Below are 18695 nucleotides of genomic sequence, written 5' to 3' on the forward strand. Positions count from 1 at the left end.
AGTACCGATTAATACTGCCATTATGGAGAGTGGTCAACAAAGCATAAAAGTTTATGCTTATCCTCCCAAAGGGAAGCAGTTAATAAAACGGACAAAAAGATATTTTAAGTGTGAAAGTAAGTTATTTGACCTGATGCATGGAACGCAAACAGTCAGGATAAAATAGTCATTTTTGAATTACCTGAGGTTAATAAGAATAGTAGGTGGAATTGATTGATATTTCAATCTGATAGTTTTGATACTATCAGATTACCGTAAATTAACCCAACTATAACAAAGGAATAAGCCTGCCTGCTTACCTTCGCTGCCTGCAAACCCATGAGCAAAGAGGTATAGAATGTAATTCATATCTTTGTTTTGTAAAAAGAATATATGTTCAGATCATCACTATCCGGATTTTTATTGTGCCTTATAAGTATCAGTGTTTCCTATGCCCAGCAACCGGTACAGATACATTCCCACAACGATTATGAACAGAACGTTCCGTTCTGGACTGCCTTTTCCGGCGGATTGTCTTCCATAGAAGTAGATATATTTCTTCGTAATGGCAGGTTGTATGCCACCCATGAAGAAGATGAAATAAAGGAAGAACGGACTATAGAAAGTCTTTATCTGGAGCCCCTGAAACAGACATTGGAGTTGGGACTTCCCATGCCGGAGCACTTACAATTACTTGTAGATATCAAATCCGAAGCCGATGTTACGCTGGATCAACTAACCGAAGTCTTGGAAGCTTATCCGGAAATAACGGCAAATGATAACATATCCGTTGTCATATCCGGGAATCGACCATCCCCGGAAAAATATACCGACTATCCGGAATATATTCTTTTTGACTATCAAAATCTGGAACGTCCCAAGGACGAAGAAGTATGGAAGAAAGTGGCTATGATCAGTCTTAATTTCAGGAACTATTCGGAATGGAACGGGTTGGGCCGATTGACTGAAGAAGATTGTAAAAAAGTAAAGGCCGTAATAGATAGCGCCCATGCATTAGGCAAACCTTTTCGTTTCTGGGCCGCACCGGATTCCAAAACAGCCTGGAAAGCATTCACGGACATGGGGCTCGATTTTATCAATACCGATACGCCTTTCCGGGCAGCCGAATATCTGAACACCCTCGAACAGCGCATACATTACAATACGATTGCTTCGGAAGTATATGTTCCGACTTATGCTTCAGACGGAAAGGAAATCCCCGTGAAAAACGTTATTTTACTTATTGGTGATGGTAACGGATTGACGCAGATATCCTCGGCGGTATTGGCAAATGGAGGAGCATTGACCCTAACACAACTGAAAAATATCGGGTTCATTAAAACCCAGTCCGCAGATGATTTCACTACCGATTCGGCTGCCGGGGGAACGGCATTGGCAACCGGAGAAAAGACATATAACCGGGCTATCGGAATGGGGGAAACAGAGAAACCGCTACGGAATATCACAGAATTTCTGTCTGATAACGGATTCATCTCCGGTATTATTACTACCGATAAAATAACAGGAGCAACACCTTCCGCATTTTATGCACATAGAAAGGATCGTTCGGAAGCTTCCGGTATAGCGGAGGACCTGTCCCGCAGTTCCCTGTCCTTGTTCATCGGGGCAGGGAAAGAAGATTTCAGTAACGAAATAAACCGGCATTTTGATGTGTCGAGTTCTTTGGAAGGTCTGAGGCAAAATAAAGCAGATAGGGCAGGCGTATTTCTTTCCGAAGGAAGTTTGCCGGGAATTATTGAAGGAAGAAAAGAGGTGCTTGCAAAAGCTGTTGCGGGTGGATTAAAATTTTTGTCTTCCAAAGAAAAACCTTTTTTCCTGATGGCCGAGGGAGCGAAAATAGATAGCTATGGTCATGTCAATAACACCGCGGGAATTGTTTCCGAAGGAATAGACTTCGATCGTGCGGTTACCGAAGCTGTAAAATTTGCGGATAAAACCGGTAATACACTTGTAATAATCACAGCCGATCATGAAACTTCCGGGTTCAGTATTCCCCAGGGCAATCTGAAGGAAAAAATGATAGAAGGCGATTTTACGACGAACGACCACACCGGGGTTATGGTACCGATTTTCGCATACGGACCGTATTCCGGAGAATTCAGAGGAGTTTATGAAAACAATGAAGTATTTCATAAAATAGTCCGGATATTGAAAATAAAAAACGGGGAAAAATAACAGAACTGTTTCTGTTTTCTTCCCCGTAAATATGAACTAGATGAGTTTTCTTCTTCTTAGATAGAAAAAGCCTCTTTTATTTTATCTACATGATCCAGTTTTTCCCAGGTAAACAGTTCTACCTCTTTTTCTATTCTTCCGTTGTACGGAGATTCGAATACTTTGGTCACTGTCCGGGGTTCTTTGCCCATATGGCCGTAAGCTGCGGTTTCCAGGTAAATGGGATTGCGTAGTTTCAACCTTTCTTCAATGGCTGCGGGTCGCATGTCAAATAGTTTTTCTACTATCTGTGCTATTTCTCCGTCCTTGAGGGCTATATGAGCTTTACCGTAGGTGTTAACACTTATGGATGTCGGTTCAACCACTCCAATGGCGTAACTCACCTGTACCAGTACTTCGTCCGCAACTCCGGCGGCTACCAGGTTCTTCGCAATGTGCCGCGCTGCATAAGCGCCGCTGCGGTCTACCTTGCTCGGGTCTTTACCGGAAAATGCGCCTCCGCCGTGTGCTCCTTTCCCGCCATAGGTGTCAATGATGATCTTCCTCCCGGTAAGACCGGTATCTCCGTGAGGTCCTCCAATAACGAATTTTCCCGTCGGGTTGATGTGGTATTGGATGTTGTCCGTGAAAAGTTTTTGCAGTTTTTCCGGCAGTTGCGCCTTTACCTTTGGGATCAGGATCTCGATAATATCCTTTTTGATCTTTTGAAGCATAGCAATATCATCCTTGTCAAAATCATCATGTTGCGTAGATACCACGATCGTAACAATTCGTTGAGGGATATCATCATCACTGTATTCTATGGTAACCTGGGCTTTGGCATCCGGACGGAGGTAAGAGATCTCTTTTCCTTCCCTTCGGAGTTCTGCCAGGGTCTGCAATATTTTATGCGAAATATCCAGGGCAAGGGGCATGTAGTTTTCGGTTTCCTTCGTGGCGTATCCAAACATCATTCCCTGGTCACCGGCTCCCTGTTCTTCCTTACTGGTCCGATCCACGCCCTGGTTGATGTCCTGAGACTGTTCGTGAATGAGTGAAATAACCCCGCAGGAATCTCCGCTGAACTGGTATTCTCCCTTCGTATATCCTATCTTGTTTATGACTTCCCTGGCAATATTCTGCAGGTCCAGGTAGGTCTTGGATTTTACTTCGCCTGCCAGGACTACCTGCCCGGTGGTTACCAGAGTTTCGCACGCTACTTTTGATTCCGAGTCAAATGCCAGGAAATGGTCCAGAAGGGCGTCGGATATTTGGTCTGCTACTTTGTCCGGGTGTCCTTCACTGACAGACTCGGACGTGAATAAATAAGCCATTATCTTATTTTATTTTGTTATTGTATGAAGGAAAGATTGTCCGGAAGAAAGGCTAAAGCGGTTTGTCCTGCGGCATTTTGGGATGCCGGGTCCGGAATGGCTACAGGATAACTGTTTTAGCATTTTTTTCACGAGGTTGCAATCAGTCAAATCCTTCCTCTTTTAAATGTACGATGACAAAGGTATGAAACGGATTTGAATTGCAAAATGAATTTGTGAATTATGTTGATTCCATTTGAGAAGCAAAAATATTGATCTGAGATTTTATTTGTTATATTGCAGTTGTAATCAATCATCTTTTACCAATGAAACTGAAATATACATTATGCAGCCTCTTGCTGACTGCCGGGACCTCGATATTTTCCCAGGAATTACATACTGCCAACCCCGATGAAGCCGGTTTCTCCGGGGAACGTCTTGAAGGAATAGACAAAATGATAGATGGCTATGTGTCAGATAAGAAAATTGCCGGTGCGGTTGCACTGATCGCACATGACGGAAAAATTGTTTATCATAAAGGAATCGGGTATGCGGACATTGCGGAAAAGAAAAAAATGGAGCCGAATACCATTTTTCGGATAGCTTCACAGACGAAGGCTATTACCAGTGTTGCAATAATGATGTTATTTGAAGAAGGCAAATTATTGCTGGACGATCCCGTTTCGCTGTACATACCGGAATTTAAGGACCCTACAGTACTCGATACTTTCAATCCTGCCGATTCTACTTATTCAACGATTCCGGCTACAAGAGAAGTGACCATACGTGATTTGCTAACCCATACTTCAGGGATCGGGTATGCTGTTATCGGAAGTAAAGAGACTAATGCTATTTATGCCAAGGCGGGCATTCCCGCAGGCTTTGTAGCGGCTCCTGTAAGACTCGGAGATAAAATAAAGACGCTCGGTAAACTTCCGCTGATACACCAACCGGGAGAGAAATTCACCTATGGCCTCAATACCGATGTTCTCGGTTACGTCGTTGAAGTGGTTTCCGGGCTTTCATTAGACCGGTTTTTCCATAAGAGGATTTTTGAGCCGATAGGGATGAACGATACTTACTTCTATTTGCCAAGGGACAAACAAAACCGTCTTGCGGAAGTATATTCGGAAAACGAAGCTGGGGAGACCGTAGAGGCACCCCAGGTAAGCCACGGTGGGATCGATAAGGATTATCCCGTATTGGGAAGTACGTATTTCTCCGGGGGAGCAGGCCTTTCTTCTACAGCATCGGATTATGCCGCTTTTCTGCAAATGTTGCTAAACGGGGGAGAATATGACGGCAAGCGATTGTTAAGCCCCGATACCGTAAGGTTAATGACGGTGAACCAGATAGGTGAAATAAACCTGCATTACGGTAACAAGTTCGGTTTGGGGTTCGAGGTGGTTGGCACAAGAGGGAGTGCTGCACTTCCCTGGCATGAAGGTTCTTTTTCGTGGGGAGGTTATTTCGGATCACATTACTGGGTAGATCCGGAATCGGGGATTGTAGCCGTAATCCTTACCCAGGAAATACCCAATAAGGAATGGGGGGATATTTCTACAAAATTCAAGAATATGGTATATGCCGCACATACCGGGAAATAAAAAATCCTGCCGGAGCAGGATTTAATAAGGGGAGCCTCAGGAGTTATTTACCCCAATTTCCTTTCCTTCTGTGTTGAAAGGATTTTTTGGGTCTTTCGTAGCTTCTTTTCCATCGGGCGTACTGATCTTCGTCCAGTATGTTCTTCATTTTATTCTGAACAGCCAGGCGGGCGTCCAGTTTTTCGTTCATAAAAGCAAAGCGCTCCTTTGCAGTCCATTCTTTCTTCTCTGCCCTGGCTTCTTTGAATTTCTCAAATCCGGCTTTTCGTTTCTCGGCAAGTTCTGTGTTGAGTTTCAGCACTTCCTTTTGCTGTGCCTGGCTGAGGTCCAGTTTAAGAGCCATTTGTTTGGTCCTCAATTCCGCCATTTGCTCTGGTGTGAAATCCTTAAAACGTTCTACCCTGTGTTTTTTCTTTTCCAAAGTTCTTCTTTCCCTTTTTTCCTGTGCCATAACCCCCGTTACCAATGTGAGTGCTATAGCTAAACTTAATAACTTTTTCATACTCTTAAATTTTTACGATTTAATTACTTAGACAGGATTGAGGTATGAAAGTTTAAATTTAAAAGTGAAATTTGTGACATTATTAACAACAAAAGCCCGGAAATACGAGGTTTCCGGGCTTTGAATATTTTTCTCTTTTTCGGAGTTTAATCCTGTTCCTGTAATTCCACAGTTTTAGAATTGCCTGCGGCAACAACTTTCACCAGGCCGAGTTTGGATAACCCTTTCATGCCTTTGTCCCAAGCTTTATTGCTCAGTTCTGCGGCAGTTTTCAATTCGTCCAGTGCTATAGACCTGTGTTTGCGGAGTATATCGATAATGACTTTTTCATTATCATTGAGCTCCAATGGTTTTTTCTCCGGTCGCATTTGCGGGAAAAACAGCACTTCTTGTATTGAAGCGTTATTTGTCATAAGCATGACCAGGCGGTCTATCCCTATCCCTATTCCGGATGTAGGAGGCATACCGTATTCCAGGGCGCGAAGGAAGTCCTGATCGATAAACATGGCTTCGTCGTCTCCCTTTTCGGACAATTTGAGTTGATCCTCGAAACGCTGACGTTGATCGATAGGATCGTTCAGTTCGGAATAGGCGTTTGCCAGTTCCTTCCCGTTAACCATAAGTTCAAAACGCTCGGTCAATTCGGGATTGTCCCGGTGTTCTTTGGTCAGCGGACTCATTTCCTTCGGATAGTCTGTAATGAATGTAGGCTGAATGTAATGATGCTCACATTTTTCACCGAAGATCTCATCGATCAGCTTTCCTTTTCCCATAGTATTATCAACCGGGATATCCAGTTTTTTACAAACTTCCCGGATCTGCTCTTCGTTCATGCCGGCAACGTCAAAACCAGTATGATCTTCAATGGCCTGTAATATGGGAACCCGCGGGTAAGGGGCTTTGAAATTTATTTCATTTTCACCTACCTTTATCGTGGAAGTACCGTTGGAATCCATAGCCACTTTTTCCAGTAATTGCTCCGTGGTATCCATCATCCAGTGATAATCCTTGTAGGCGACATAGAGTTCCATTACCGTGAATTCCGGGTTGTGTGTGCGGTCCATTCCTTCGTTGCGGAAATCCTTGGAAAATTCATACACACCGTCAAAACCTCCAACTATAAGTCTTTTGAGGTAAAGCTCGTTAGCAATACGGAGATAGAGCGGCATATTCAATGCGTTATGATGTGTAATAAACGGCCTTGCCGCGGCTCCTCCCGGAATAGGTTGTAGTATGGGGGTTTCTACTTCCAGGTATCCCCTGCTGTTGAAAAATCCCCGGATACTGTTGGTAATCCTGGTTCGCTTTATAAAAGTTTCCTTTACATGCGGATTGACAACCAGGTCTACATAACGTTGGCGATAACGCAGTTCCGGATCGTTAAATTCGTCATAAGTCCTTCCTTCATTATCTACTTTAGGTAACGGAAGTGGCCGGAGGGATTTGTTAAGAATGGTAAAATCCTTAACCATTACGGTTTTTTCTCCCACCTGGGTGGTGAACAGTTCGCCTTTCACTCCTATAATATCACCTATGTCCAGCAGCTTTTTATAAACTTCGTTGTACTTGGTCTTATCTTCATCCTGGCATATCTCGTCTCGATTAAAATATACCTGTATTCTTCCTTCGCTGTCCTGTAACTCTGCGAAAGAAGCCTTACCCTGTATCCTCCTGCTCATCAGACGCCCGGCGATAACCACTTCTTTTCCTTCTTCATAATGGTCTTTTATCTGCCGCGATGTATTGTCTACCGGATACAAAGCTGCGGGATAAGGGTCAATGCCCAATTCCCTCAACTTTCCGAGTTTTTCCCTTCTAACGATTTCCTGTTCTGAAAGCTGCATAGTCAAGCTGTAAAATTAATTTCGGTTCTTCTTTTAAAGGTGCAAAGATAATTACAATTTATATTATAAGCATGTAGTAAATGACTTTGTGTAAAGTGATAAAACTATATGAAAACGACAAGGAGATTGAAGAGGAAGCTATATTTTTATACCCTCGGTTTCCGGCCCGGTCATTTTGTATGCTATTCCGGGATCTCTTTATAGGAGATTTTTCCGAAAAAAAAATAAAAACTGGCTGTAACAAAAAAGCCGGATTTCAGTCTTATTAGTACCATCAATCAAGAGCGGGAAAATTGCGATCGGTACAACCGGAAAGCTTTGACGTGTCCGTATTGTAATACCTGCCGTAAAATAATATATATGAGTATCTGGAGAGTATTGTTGTCCATTCTATTTCCGCCCCTGGCTGTTCTGGACAAGGGATGTGGTTCTGTTGTTATTGTTTTTTTACTGACGCTTTGCGGCTGGATCCCCGGGGTTATCGCGGCACTTGTTATTCTGAATAATCCCAACAGGTAAGCAGCACCTTCCGTGGCAGCGTACCCGGAGGATATGTCGGTAGGAGTTCACGCTTTAATCTTTATCTTTGCATTATGAACAAGCAAGTTGAAATACAGGATTTAGGCCTTCGGGATTATAAAGAAGTGTGGGATTACCAGGAAGAACTTTTTCAGGGGATACTGGAGCTGAAGATAAAGAACAGAAGGGAAGGAACGGACCTGAAGACGCCAAACTATCTTTTGTTTGTAGAACATCCTCATGTTTATACCCTTGGAAAAAGCGGGGATATACAGAATATGCTACTCAATGAAAGACAACTTACGGAAAAAGGAGCGTCATTTTACAAGATTAACAGGGGAGGGGATATAACCTATCACGGCCCCGGCCAGATCGTCGGTTATCCCATTCTGGATCTTGATAATTATTTTACCGACATACATAAGTACCTCCGTTTTCTGGAGGAAGTAATTATCCTTACCCTTGCCGAATACGGTATAAAAGCAGCCCGGAGTGAAGGTGAAACCGGAGTGTGGCTGGATGTGGGAACACCGTTTGCCAGGAAAATATGCGCAATGGGTGTACGTGCATCCCGGTGGGTGACTATGCATGGTTTTGCACTGAATGTCAATGCCGACCTGGGATATTTTGACAATATTGTTCCCTGTGGTATACGGGGCAAAGCCGTTACTTCCCTGAATGTGGAACTGGGCAAACAGGAAGTGTCCGAAAAAGAGGTTAAGGAAAAAATACAAAAACATTTTTTTGAACTTTTTGAAGCGGAACCATTGGCAACAGCCGAAACTGTTGCCGGTGAATAAAAATTTATTCTGATCGGTTCTTTTCGCGAAATTCTTCTGTTTTCTTTGGGCTTAATCCTTTAACTTGTTTAGGTACATGTTCACGACGTTCTCTATACCCAGATAGAGAGATTCGGCGATAAGGGCGTGGCCGATGGAAACTTCCAGCAGTCCCGGAATATTTTCTTTGAAAAAACGGACATTATCCAGGCTAAGGTCGTGCCCGGCATTAATGCCCAGTCCGAGTGAATTAGCCACTTTTGCTGCTTCTGTATACGGAGTTATTCCGTTTTTATTTCCCTTTTCATAAGTCGCGGCATAGGCTTCGGTATATAATTCTACCCGGTCTGTTCCCGTAGCTACAGCCCCTTCGATCATTTTGATGTCCGGATCAGTAAAAATGGATGTGCGTATACCGTTTCGTTTGAATTCAGTAATTACCTCACGCAGGAAATCCTTGTGCTTAACAGTATCCCATCCTGCATTGGAAGTAATGGCGTCTTCCGCGTCCGGGACGAGGGTTACCTGGGTTGGTTTTACCTCGAGGACGAGTTCCATAAATTTTTCAACCGGGTTACCTTCTATATTGTATTCCGTATGAACAATGTCTTTTAGGTCCCTGGCATCCTGGTACCGTATATGACGTTCATCTGGTCTTGGGTGTATGGTAATTCCCTGGGCACCAAAATCCTGTATATCCCTTGCCATTTTCAGGAGATCCGGTACATTGCCGCCTCTTGAATTTCGCAGGGTGGCTATTTTATTGATGTTTACACTTAACTTGGTCATACAAATAATAAATATGGACAAAAATACAAAGTTCATCCTGCTTTTTTCTCACATAATTTAATTAATTTGCTGTCCTAAATATAACTTGGAAGCATATAAGTACTGCCTGAAAGAGCAGAAGAACAGAGCGGAGAGGTCCTGTAAGCCTTTTGTAATGTAAAAAACAGGTATGGAGATAAATTCTTTTATAAATTATGATGTCTCACCGGTATCGCCGGACGATACTGTAAAGAAGGTACAGGAGTTCTTCTTTGAACTTACCAATACCCATTTGCCTGTAGTCAGCGACGGGAACCTGGTTGGTAATATCTCCGAAGAAGATATGGCCGGTTTTGACCTTGAAAAAAAGGTGTCGGATTACGGTTATGCGCTGGACATTTTTTTTGTTAGTGAAAATACCAACTGGCTCGAAGTTCTGGAGGCGTTTGCGAAGAATAACGCCAATGTAATGCCTGTGTTGAATAAAGAGGGCAAATATCTCGGATATTATGAATTGACCGATGTTATGGGACTTTTCCGGGAGACTCCCTTTTTTAATGAACCCGGCGGGATACTTATCGTCGAAAAGGGAAGTGCCGACTTTACCTTTAGTGAAATATCACAAATTGTAGAAAGTGATAACGGCAAACTGTTGGGAGCATTTATTTCACGGAATGAAGGAGATTTGACACAAATAACACTCAAGGTAGGAAATACGGGACTCAATTCCATAATGCAATCGTTCCGGAGGTACGGCTACAATATCATTTTGGGAAATGAGGACGATATGTATATGGAAAACTTAAAAGAAAGGTCAAATTACTTAAGGAAATTCCTTAACATATAAAAAAACAGTTCCCTCGGTATGAAGGTAGGTGTATTCGGACAATTTTATCACGATGGCAGCGAGGAATATGTACTCACGCTGCTGGAAGTTTTGGAAGAAAAGGGTATAGAAGTGATCGTTGAGGCGAAATACCTGGAACTTATCCGGCATTTTCTGGGTAATAAGAGGGTGTATGAGACGTTTTCATCATTTGATGACCTGGATTCCGGTTGTGATATGTTTTTCAGCATGGGAGGTGATGGTACCATTTTGCGTACGGTCCTTTATATTCGTGACCACGGTATTCCGGTATTGGGAATAAATACGGGCAGATTGGGATTTCTCGCTACGGTACAGAAAGAAAACATTCGTCAGGCCGTAGAGAGTATAGTCCGGGGAGAATACGATGTGGTGGACAGGACCCTCCTCGAAATAAACACCAGTCCGGAGAACAAAGACCTGGCCGAACTGAATTTTGCCCTGAACGAAGTTGCGGTGAGCCGAAAAGATACGACTTCTATGATTACCGTGGCGACATACCTGAATGACGAGTATCTTACTTCCTATTGGGCAGATGGGCTTATTATCGCCACGCCTACCGGTTCTACCGGTTATTCTCTGAGTTGTGGCGGACCAGTGCTCACTCCGGATACCACCGGGTTTGTGATTACTCCCATCGCGCCTCACAACCTCAATGCCAGGCCGCTGGTCATACCGGATGACACTGTGATCAGATTAAGGGTTTCGGGAAGAGAACCGAATTACCTCATTTCCCTTGATTCCAGACTGGCTACCTTAACGGAAGAGACGGAGATAATTATCCGAAAAGCCCCTTTTGCCATGAAAATGATAGAATTGAGGGCGGAAAGTTTTTTAAAAACACTCAGAAATAAACTTCTTTGGGGAGAAGACAGGCGCAATTGAAGTCTTCCTCCTGTTGTGTAATGAAAAACATGGAAAAAATAACTGTTTTTGTAGGCCCGGCAATTAAATACGGCGTAGTTTGGTCCGGAAATAACGAAAACAAAAGAAAAAGGAAGGCCAGCATGCGTGAAATGTGCTTTAATAACCTTATGTTTCATTCCCGGAAAACAATAAAAAACCTTTAAATCTGTTGTTTAAGCATACTAATTTAAAGGAAATTACCCATGAGCAATCTTAATTATTATATTTGCGAACTTTTAGAGCATATGAGAAAAGGAATGATCATAGTCTTTTTTCTGTTAGGTGTACAGGCAGGAATGGCCCAGATACATGAAATAGGGGTATTTCTTGGAGGAAGTAATTTTATAGGAGATGTGGGGAAAACCAATTATATAAACCCTAATAAACTGGCAGTCGGGGGATTGTATAAATGGAATAAGAGTACGCGATATGCGTACCGTGCAAGTTTGTCGTATTCCAACTTGCACGCGGATGATGCAGATTCGGGTAATTCCGGAAGACAGGAGCGGGGATATTCGTTTTCCAACCGGATACTGGAAGCTTCCTTAGGTATGGAGTTTAACTTTTGGGAATATGACCTGCATACCCTTCACAAACCCTTTACTCCCTATATTTACGGGGGGATTTCGGCGTTTAATTATCGTATGTTCTATTATAGTGAGGCCATGGGAAGATTGACAACACAGGAGAGAAGAACGTCTATTGCCTTTCCCTTTGGCCTGGGAGTAAAAGGAGAAGTATTGCCCAATCTGGTATTGGGAGCAGAAGTTATTGCAAGATATACGTTTGCCAATGATCTGGACGGTAGTAACCCGGAAAGAGATCCCGGGGTGAATTATGAACGCTTCGGAAATTATAATAGTAAAGACTGGTATGTCTTTAGCGGCATTACCGTAACCTATACATTCGGCAAAAGGCCATGTACCTTTTGTTATGAATAACAGATCCGTTTTTCGCTGTGCAGCGGACAGGTTTGCAACCTGTGGAAGAGAGAAGAAAAATACAACAGGTAAAAGCGCCTGTTGATGAATATGCTTTAATGGATAAGATAAAAGACGCCATAGATAAGGGAAGATTGCCAAAGCACATTGCTATTATAATGGACGGCAATGGCCGGTGGGCAAAGCAAAGAGGTAAATTAAGGGTGTTCGGACATGAAAAAGGTGCCGTTGCAGTACGCCAGGTCGTAGAGGCATGCGCCGAACTGGGAGTGGAAAACCTTACCCTGTACGCTTTTTCAACCGAAAACTGGAATCGGCCCAAGCTGGAAGTGGAGACCCTGATGAAGCTCCTTATCACATCACTGCGCAAAGAACTCAAAACACTTACCGACAATAATATCCGGCTCCAGGCCATCGGAAGGATGGAATCACTACCTGCTACCGTGTCCAAAAAACTGGAGGCTGTTATTGAAAAAACCAAAAATAACAATCGGATGACACTTACCCTAGCGCTTAGCTATGGCTCCAGAGAAGAACTTAAAAATGCAGTACAAGCGATAAGTTTTAAAGTTAAAAATAATATAATTTCTGCCGAAGATATTGACGAATCGGTTATAAATGAGCATCTTTACACGCAAAATTTACCGGATGTAGACCTGCTTATCCGTACTAGCGGGGAGGTTCGGGTGAGTAATTTTTTGCTATGGCAGATAGCCTATGCCGAGCTTTATTTTACGGAAACCCTATGGCCGGACTTTAATAAGGAAAAACTGTATGAGGCAATTTTAAACTATCAAAACAGGGAACGTAGATTTGGAAAAACTAGCGAACAACTTAACTGAGAATAGCATGCGCAAGAGATATTTTGGAGTAATTATCACATTCTTTGTGCTTATTTGCAATAACACCGTTTTAACAGCCCAGGAAATTAAGTTTGATAAAGGAAAGAAATATATACTGGGGGGGATTGAAGTTACCGGGGTAAAAAGCTATAATACACAAACCGTGATTACCTATAGCGGTCTTCGTGTGGGCCAGGAAATAACCGTTCCCGGAGAACAAATAACCAATGTTATTAAAAAACTGTGGAAACTGGAGTTGTTCAGTGATGTAAACTTCTATATAGACCATGTGGAAGGTGACAAGATTTTCCTGGAACTCAATATACAGGAAGTACCCACCCTTTCCTCTGTGAAGATCCAGGGATTGAAAAAGAAGAAAGGAGAAGCCGTACTTAAGGAGGCAGATATAAAGAAAGGTAAAAGGGTTACGGAGAGTTTTATTACCAACACTAAGAACTTTCTCGTAAATAAATATAAAAAACAAGGTTTTCTGCATGCGAAAGCCAATATTATTACCGCCCCGGACACTTCCGCAGTGAATGCTGTGAAAATGCAGGTAAATATAAACAGGGGAGAAAAGGTAAAAGTAAAAGACATTACCTTCGATGGCAACGAGGCGCTGAAAGATAAAACGCTCCGGAAGGCCATGAAGAACACCAAAAGAAAAGCCTTCGGGCGTTTCTGGAAAAAATCCAAATTCATTCCTGAAGATTATAAGACGGACCTTGTGTCGCTTATAGATAAATATAAGGAAAAAGGGTATAGGGATGCCAGGATAATTGCCGATACGGTAATGGATAACGAGACCAGTAAAATAAATATCAATATAGACCTGGAAGAAGGAGATAAGTATTACTTCGGAAAAATCGATTTTGTCGGGAATACCGTTTACAGTGACCGTCAGCTTGCCTCCCTCCTGGGAATTGCGCCGGGAGATACGTACAATGGGGTGTTACTGAGAAAAAGGATACAGGATGATACCAAACCGGATGGAGATGATATTACCAATCAATATCAGAACAACGGTTACTTGTTCTCTTCCATTAACCCGGTGGAGATATCTGCGAAAAATGATACCATCGATTTTGAAATACGTATTATAGAAGGTAAACTGGCCTATTTCAATGACGTACGAGTGTCCGGTAACGACAAGACCAACGATCACGTTATCTATAGGGAAATGCGTACCAGACCAGGACAGAAATACAGTAAGGAAAATGTGATCCGTACGATCCGGGAACTTGGCGGACTCGGGTATTTTGACCAGGAAGCAGTTACTCCGGATATCAAAAATGCCAATCCGGATGCCGGTACCGTGGATATCGAATACGGACTTATCGAAAAAGGTTCCAGCCAGATAGAACTCCAGGGAGGCTACGGTGGCGGCGGATTCATCGGTACGCTCGGACTGTCGTTCAGTAACTTTGCTATTAAAGATTTATTTAAAAAGAAAGCATACAAACCCGTACCGATGGGAGACGGCCAGACCCTGGCATTGCGATTACAGGCCAGCCGTTTTTACCAGACCTATAGCTTTTCTTTTGCAGAACCGTGGTTAGGAGGTAAAAAGCCTACTCAGTTCTCTGCATCTTTATCGCATAGCCGTCAGTTTTACTACGATTGGCAGACTGGAAGGCCGGATAAAAGCCAAAGATTTTATATAACCAGTTTAACATTCGGTCTGGCTAAGCGACTGGAAGTGCCTGATGACTATTTTACCTTGTCGCATGCCCTGAGTTTCCAGTACTATGACCTGGAGAATTATAACATAGGTCTTTTCGGTTTCGGGAGCAGTGGTTTTGCAAGAAACATAGCCTATACCATAGCGCTTTCAAGAGATAACAGATTTCCGAAGCTTATATATCCGCGTACGGGATCGAGGTTTACGATCTCTGCCAGGATAACACCGCCGTACTCCCTGTTTGATGGTGTAGACTATGCCAATCTGGGTGATGATAAAGATTTTCAGGCGAGAGATGAAGACGGTAATATAATATTGGATGAGGACGGTAATCCGGAGCCTGATGTACAAAAAATAGAACAGGAAAAGATCAAGTGGCTGGAATTCTATAAGATCAAGTTTGACGGGGAATGGTATAACAGGCTTGTGGGTGATCTCGTTCTAAAAACATCGGCTAATTTCGGTTACCTCGGAGCATATAATCAGGACAGAGGCGTTGTGCCTTTCGAACGATTCTTCCTCGGAGGAGACGGAATGGCGAATTACACGCTGGATAGTAGGGAGACCGTACAGTTGAGAGGGTATCCGAACCAGTCTTTATCGCCGAATATCGGTTCTACGATATATAATAAGTTTTCCATGGAGCTACGTTATCCATTAACCCTTAAACCATCGGCTTCCATCTACGGACTGGTCTTTGCCGAAGGAGGGGCCGGCTTCGACAGCTTTAAAAACTACAACCCGTTCCAGTTGAAAAGGTCTGCAGGTTTTGGTCTGCGTATCTTTATGCCGGCATTCGGATTACTGGGTATCGATTTCGGACACGGATTCGATTCCATAGACGGTACCGGACAGAAGAACGGATGGGAAACACACTTCATTATCGGTCAGCAATTTTAACTTTGGCATGATATTTTCTATGATAAGCAAGGATAGAGTGTGTTGCACATAAAGTTCTTGCAGGTACTGTTGCTGTTGTGGCCGAATGATTTGTAGTGGCGGTTTATGTCTGAAGCGATGAAGATGTCGAAAAGGAAACAATCCGGAGAGGTTTTTACATATTTTCCTGAGGAATATGCGTAAGGGCTTTATCCGGTAACATATATAGAATTTCGGTTCCGGAAGAAAATATATATTTACATTATAGCCGGAGTTTGCCAAAAAAATTGTTAATTTCAGGCGAAATTTCAAACAATAAACAAATGAAGGCTAAAGTTCTTTTTATACTGTTATTGGCATCCGCATGGGCGGCACAGGCCCAGAGAGGGGTGAGGATAGCATATATAGATATGGAATATATCCTGGAAAATGTTCAGGAATACCAGGAAGCCAGTTCGCAACTGAATTCAAGGGTGGAAAAGTGGAAAATGGAGGTGGAAGAAAAGAAAAACGCCATTGCACAGATGAAAAAAGAACTGGATGCTGAAAAGGTATTGTTAACCAAAGAATTGATAGAAGAGAGGGAGGAAGAGATACAACTGGCAGAAGAAGATATGTTGCAATATCAACAGGACAGGTTCGGACCGGAAGGAGATATGGTCCGTCAAAAGCGTTTGTTGGTAAAGCCGGTGCAGGACAGAGTGTTTAATGCAGTACAGGAAATAGCTAACAGAAGGGCATATGATTTTGTTTTCGACAGGTCTGCCGATGTGGTTATGTTGTATTCCAATAAAAAACACGATATTAGCGACCAAATTTTGAAAAGTATAGACCGGACAAGGAAAACAGATGAGAGGAATTCAGGAAGTGCGAAGAATAAATTTGAGGATGTAAGCCGTGAAGTGGACCCGGATAGACAGGCAGAGAAGGAAAAGGTAGAAGAAGAAAGAGACGAGAGAGCCCGTATCCTGGAAGAGAAAAGACAGGAAAGGATACAGGAAAGAGAAGAAAGGAAGCGGGAATACGAAGAGCGAAGACAACAAATCCTGGAGGAGAGAGAGGCTTACAGAAAAGCCAAAGAAGAAGAGCGAAGAAAAAAACAGGAAGAAAGAGCACAAAAGAAGGAAGAAGAAAATAACGATAACAATTAACACTTAAACATTTATTATTCTTGAAATTATGAAACAATTAAAAACGTTAGCCATTGCTTTTGTATTAGCTGTAGGAGCTGTTAGTTTTGCAAGCGCACAGAGTAAAGTTGCTCACGTAAACGTGCAGCAATTAGTGGAGGATATGCCGGAGATGAAAGCGGCTAGGGCAGAATTGGAAAAACTGGAAAAGCAGTATTCTGCTGATCTGCAAAGTTCCGGTCAGGAATTGCAAAATAAAATAAAACTCTACGAGAGCGAAGCCGGTACAAAGAGCGAGGATGAGAACAGAAAAAGAGCAGAAGAAGTGCAGGGAATGCAGAATAATATCATGCAGGCACGTCAAACTGCTGAACAGGAACTTCAGAAAAAACAAATGGAGTTAATTCAGCCCATCCTGGAAAAAGCTCAGAAAGCTATACAAAAAGTGGGAAGAGCACAAGGATTTCAGTATGTACTGGATTCTTCGCCTAATTCAGGGATTCTCCTTGCAGATGGGAAGGATCTCCTTGCCGATGTGAAAAAGGAACTTGGATTTTAATCAATAACAAGTTTATGTAGCGTCCTAAAAAAGCGTTACAGGATTAACAGGATTAAAAATACTAAATATCCCATCAAACGATCGTTTGATGGGATATTTTCTTTTTGTACGATTTTATTTTTACTTCATTTTGTTTGTGCATGTCTTCTGGCGTGTTCATAGCACATGACAGATGTGGTCTTTTTGCGTTGTAAATAGCGATACTTTGTTTCACGATTTGTTTCACGGTATTGATATCTAACTTTTGGATATCGATCAAGAACTCCTGCTTTAAAATACCATTGATACGTTCGGCAACAGCATTTTGATAAGGGTCATAGGATTCAGTCATACTGCATTTTATGTGGTTTTTCGCCAATATTTTCTGGTACTCTTTACTGCAATATTGAAAACCTCTGTCGGAATGATGTATTAATCGCTTTTTAGGGTAACTTCTGTTTTTAATAGCAAATTTTAATGCTTTAACAGAGCTATCTGTTTCCAAGGTATTGGATAGGGAGTATCCAACAATCTTTTTGGAATATGCATCTGTGATAAGCGATAAATACATGGGGTTTTGCCTGGTTCCTATATAGGTAATATCCGCTACCCATAGTTGTTCTGGTCTATCAATAACCTTATCTTCGATCAGGTTTTTATGCTTTTTGAAGCGATGGTGCGAGTTGGTGGTTATATGGTAACTTCGCTTGTGCTTTATCAACAAATGATTAGCCTTAAGTATAGCAAATAAACGATCCCTCCCTACGGACAGATCTTGTAAGGGGTCTTGTAAGATATGGTACAGCTTCCTTGTTCCAACCTTAGGAAGTTCCATACGGACCTCTTTGACCAGTTCGAGGACTTTTTCGGCCGTGGCTTGCCGTTTTTTTCTGGATGTAATTGCTCTGTAATACACCTGCCTGCTGACCCCAAGTAACTCACAGGTCGATGAGATACTTTCATCATAATATGCCCTAAACATATCGATTACTTGGGTTTGGAGTTTTTTCTGATAGGAATGTTATATTCTTTTTCAGCAAGCTCTATCATCATATCGAACAAAATAGCCTTTTTGTCTGCTCGTTCGGCGATATGCTCTGCACGGGCTTTCTGTTTTTCTAAGAGCTTTATTTTTTGCTCTAACTCGATGATTCGTTGTTCTGGACTCTTGGGCATGGGGTTATAACTTTGATTATCCCAATCAAAATTACCATATTTTTTCAACCAATCCACTATAGTCGATTTAGCCTGAATCCCATATTTGCTTAACGCTTGTGATCGGGTAAGCTCTCCGCGCTCTATTTCGCCCACTACTCGAAGTTTAAAAGACATCGTATAGTCTTTCTGTGTGCGCTTTACATAAGTCGTCTGTGGTTCTTTTTTCATTACACTTTCATTTTAGTGTAACGCTATTTCAGGACGAGACA

At 42.4% G+C, this 18695-nt stretch carries 17 protein-coding genes; 11 read left to right on the top strand and 6 right to left on the bottom strand.

The annotated features are described in order from the left end of the window. Positions 1-372: 372 nt before the first annotated feature. Positions 373-2175 (top strand): alkaline phosphatase, encoded by a 1803-nt coding sequence (locus ACVBDY_RS01950; protein WP_447173786.1) that lies wholly within the window; start codon positions 373-375, stop codon positions 2173-2175. A 56-nt stretch (positions 2176-2231) separates the two neighbouring features. On the opposite strand, the gene metK is transcribed toward ACVBDY_RS01950, so the two are convergent. Further along, the gene (gene metK / locus ACVBDY_RS01955) at positions 2232-3488 is read right to left on the bottom strand and encodes a methionine adenosyltransferase (protein WP_447173787.1); all 1257 of its coding nucleotides are present in this window, start codon (positions 3486-3488) and stop codon (positions 2232-2234) included. Positions 3489-3793: 305 nt separating this feature from the next. On the opposite strand from metK, the gene ACVBDY_RS01960 reads away from it, so the two are divergent. Continuing rightward, on the top strand, positions 3794-5074 hold the full coding sequence (locus tag ACVBDY_RS01960; RefSeq protein ID WP_447173788.1) for a serine hydrolase domain-containing protein: 1281 nt from the start codon (positions 3794-3796) through the stop codon (positions 5072-5074). A 43-nt stretch (positions 5075-5117) separates the two neighbouring features. Here the strand turns inward: ACVBDY_RS01960 and ACVBDY_RS01965 are convergent, their stop codons facing one another. Together ACVBDY_RS01965 and lysS are read right to left on the bottom strand one after the other, a co-directional pair. Then, positions 5118-5576 (bottom strand): DUF4890 domain-containing protein, encoded by a 459-nt coding sequence (locus tag ACVBDY_RS01965; RefSeq protein WP_447173789.1) that lies wholly within the window; start codon positions 5574-5576, stop codon positions 5118-5120. Between the two features lie 146 nt (positions 5577-5722). Next, on the bottom strand, positions 5723-7420 hold the full coding sequence (lysS, locus tag ACVBDY_RS01970; RefSeq protein ID WP_447173790.1) for a lysine--tRNA ligase: 1698 nt from the start codon (positions 7418-7420) through the stop codon (positions 5723-5725). A gap of 360 nt (positions 7421-7780) precedes the next feature. Here lysS and ACVBDY_RS01975 point away from each other — a divergent pair, with 360 nt between their 5' ends. Together ACVBDY_RS01975 and lipB are read left to right on the top strand one after the other, a co-directional pair. Beyond that, the gene (locus ACVBDY_RS01975; RefSeq protein WP_072318675.1) at positions 7781-7939 is read left to right on the top strand and encodes a YqaE/Pmp3 family membrane protein; all 159 of its coding nucleotides are present in this window, start codon (positions 7781-7783) and stop codon (positions 7937-7939) included. 74 nt (positions 7940-8013) lie between these two features. Beyond that, complete coding sequence (lipB, locus tag ACVBDY_RS01980) at positions 8014-8739, top strand: lipoyl(octanoyl) transferase LipB (RefSeq protein WP_447173791.1); 726 nt, start codon at positions 8014-8016, stop codon at positions 8737-8739. Between the two features lie 51 nt (positions 8740-8790). Here lipB and ACVBDY_RS01985 read toward each other — a convergent pair whose 3' ends face one another. Next, entirely contained in the window at positions 8791-9507 is a 717-nt protein-coding gene (locus tag ACVBDY_RS01985; protein ID WP_447173792.1) for a pyridoxine 5'-phosphate synthase, read from the bottom strand. A 169-nt stretch (positions 9508-9676) separates the two neighbouring features. Here ACVBDY_RS01985 and ACVBDY_RS01990 point away from each other — a divergent pair, with 169 nt between their 5' ends. From ACVBDY_RS01990 to ACVBDY_RS02020, 7 genes are all read left to right on the top strand, one after another. Continuing rightward, the gene (locus tag ACVBDY_RS01990; RefSeq protein ID WP_447173793.1) at positions 9677-10333 is read left to right on the top strand and encodes a CBS domain-containing protein; all 657 of its coding nucleotides are present in this window, start codon (positions 9677-9679) and stop codon (positions 10331-10333) included. An 18-nt stretch (positions 10334-10351) separates the two neighbouring features. Beyond that, positions 10352-11236: an NAD kinase gene (locus ACVBDY_RS01995; RefSeq protein ID WP_447173794.1), complete on the top strand. Its 885-nt coding sequence runs from the start codon at positions 10352-10354 to the stop codon at positions 11234-11236. Between the two features lie 224 nt (positions 11237-11460). Next, positions 11461-12198 carry a type IX secretion system protein PorG gene (porG, locus tag ACVBDY_RS02000; RefSeq protein WP_447173795.1) on the top strand — a complete coding sequence of 246 codons (738 nt, stop codon included), beginning with the start codon at positions 11461-11463 and terminating at the stop codon, positions 12196-12198. A 98-nt stretch (positions 12199-12296) separates the two neighbouring features. Then, positions 12297-13040, top strand: a complete 744-nt coding sequence (gene uppS / locus ACVBDY_RS02005; protein WP_447173802.1) for an undecaprenyl pyrophosphate synthase — start codon at positions 12297-12299, stop codon at positions 13038-13040. Between the two features lie 7 nt (positions 13041-13047). Beyond that, positions 13048-15621, top strand: a complete 2574-nt coding sequence (gene bamA, locus ACVBDY_RS02010) for an outer membrane protein assembly factor BamA (RefSeq protein ID WP_447173796.1) — start codon at positions 13048-13050, stop codon at positions 15619-15621. A gap of 302 nt (positions 15622-15923) precedes the next feature. Continuing rightward, complete coding sequence (locus ACVBDY_RS02015) at positions 15924-16751, top strand: OmpH/Skp family outer membrane protein (RefSeq protein WP_447173797.1); 828 nt, start codon at positions 15924-15926, stop codon at positions 16749-16751. 28 nt (positions 16752-16779) lie between these two features. Further along, positions 16780-17289, top strand: coding sequence for an OmpH/Skp family outer membrane protein (locus tag ACVBDY_RS02020; protein WP_447173798.1), 510 nt, complete (start codon positions 16780-16782; stop codon positions 17287-17289). 73 nt (positions 17290-17362) lie between these two features. Here the strand turns inward: ACVBDY_RS02020 and ACVBDY_RS02025 are convergent, their stop codons facing one another. Both ACVBDY_RS02025 and ACVBDY_RS02030 read right to left on the bottom strand, forming a co-directional pair. Next, a complete protein-coding gene (locus ACVBDY_RS02025) occupies positions 17363-18250 on the bottom strand; it encodes an IS3 family transposase (RefSeq protein WP_447173799.1) in 888 nt (295 codons plus the stop codon). 5 nt (positions 18251-18255) lie between these two features. After that, positions 18256-18654, bottom strand: a complete 399-nt coding sequence (locus tag ACVBDY_RS02030) for a hypothetical protein (RefSeq protein ID WP_447173800.1) — start codon at positions 18652-18654, stop codon at positions 18256-18258. Positions 18655-18695: the final 41 nt, after the last annotated feature.

Source organism: Sinomicrobium halophytocola, from assembly GCF_052983395.1.